Annotated in this window: 1 protein-coding gene; it reads right to left on the bottom strand. The window is 46.1% G+C overall.

The genetic code is table 11. The annotated features are described in order from the left end of the window. Window positions 1-131: 131 nt before the first annotated feature. Window positions 132-1,136 (bottom strand): phosphoribulokinase, encoded by a 1,005-nt coding sequence (locus tag OSCI_RS02985; protein ID WP_007353376.1) that lies wholly within the window; start codon window positions 1,134-1,136, stop codon window positions 132-134. Between the last annotated feature and the right edge of the window lie 247 nt (window positions 1,137-1,383).

Raw genomic sequence — 1,383 nt, 5'->3', positions numbered from 1 at the left:
AATTTATCCCTTCTTTTCCTTCTTTCCCTAGCCCCTAGCCCCTAGCCCCTAGTCCCTAACTTATCCCTGCGGTTAATTCTCCCAAAAAAAGAGGCGCGATCGCGCCCCCTACAATCTCTCATTTCTTACCTTCAAACGGTAACAGCAACTTTAGCTTCCTTCGCAGTCAACCTTTCATAAGTTGCTCGCATCTTCAAACCTACCAACACCTGAAATAACCCAGTTCCATTATTAGAACCTGGATATTCGCGGTGTTGAAGCAACAAGTGAGTCAACTCGCCTTCATACTTTGTAGAAGTCTTGCTCAAATGCTTTTCGATGTAAATCACTTCTTCCAAATTCTCAAACTGACCATCTACTTCCAAAATTGAGACTTCGTGACCGTAATAGGCATCAGGCCCATAGTACATCTTAATCCCAGGATAAGAACAAGTCAGCTTGCGACCGCAAGGAGTCCAGTGAATAGTTGAGCCCTCATCAAACAAATAGGCAGATTCAAAATTCGGAATGCCTTCGCGCTGGATCATCTGCACCCGCAGAATCTTGCGCTCCTTATCATCTTTAATAAGATTAGTTGGCAAGACCTGAACTACCACATCTGCATATTGCTTTTGTGGGTCAATATAGGCCTGAAAATCTGGCTTACGAGCATTAATCGCAAACAGCACATCTTCATAAGTGTGACCGCGTTCCGACATATCCCGCTGAATTTTCCAGGCAATTTTCACCTCATCACTGATGTCGAGGTAGACGCTGAAATCAAGGAGCGATCGCACCCGCTCATCGTACAGAGGGTGAAGCCCCTCAATCACGATCACATGATTCGGCTCAACGATCTCAGGGGGATCGATAGCGCCGGTTTCGTGGTTGTAAATCGGCTTATTAATCGCCTGACCATTTTTGAGCGCCTTCATTTGCTCAGCCATCAGGTCAAAATTGTTTGCTCTGGGGTCAAGAGCAGTAATCCCCGTTTCCTTGCGCTGCTTGCGATCTAGGCTGTGATAGTCATCCAGACAGATCACCGTCACGAAGTCTTCCCCGAACAAATCCGTCAGTCGGCGCAAAAATGTAGATTTCCCGCATCCAGAATCTCCGGCGACACCAATTAAAACCACGCGATCCGGCTTAATGGTCATAATTTCCCTCTAACAAAAAGCACTGTTTACAACTCAAGTTCATATTCCACTTTGATTGGGGCCCGCAGTTGCAACCTTGGAGCTGGAGTGCAGCTTTGCGACCCCAAGGATCGAGCACAAACCAGCATACAGCAGTCTGTTGACCGCTGACTGGGGTATACCCAAACAATTTTTGAGCTAAGTATGAATACTAACTGTGTAGTTGATTTTACCAGAATGGGATCGCCCCTACAACCTTAATATCAAT

This window comes from Kamptonema sp. PCC 6506, assembly GCF_000180455.1.
Taxonomy (GTDB): Bacteria; Cyanobacteriota; Cyanobacteriia; order Cyanobacteriales; family Microcoleaceae; genus Kamptonema; species Kamptonema formosum.
Note: the sequence above shows the minus strand (reverse complement) of the source record. Positions and strands in the feature narration are given on the sequence as shown.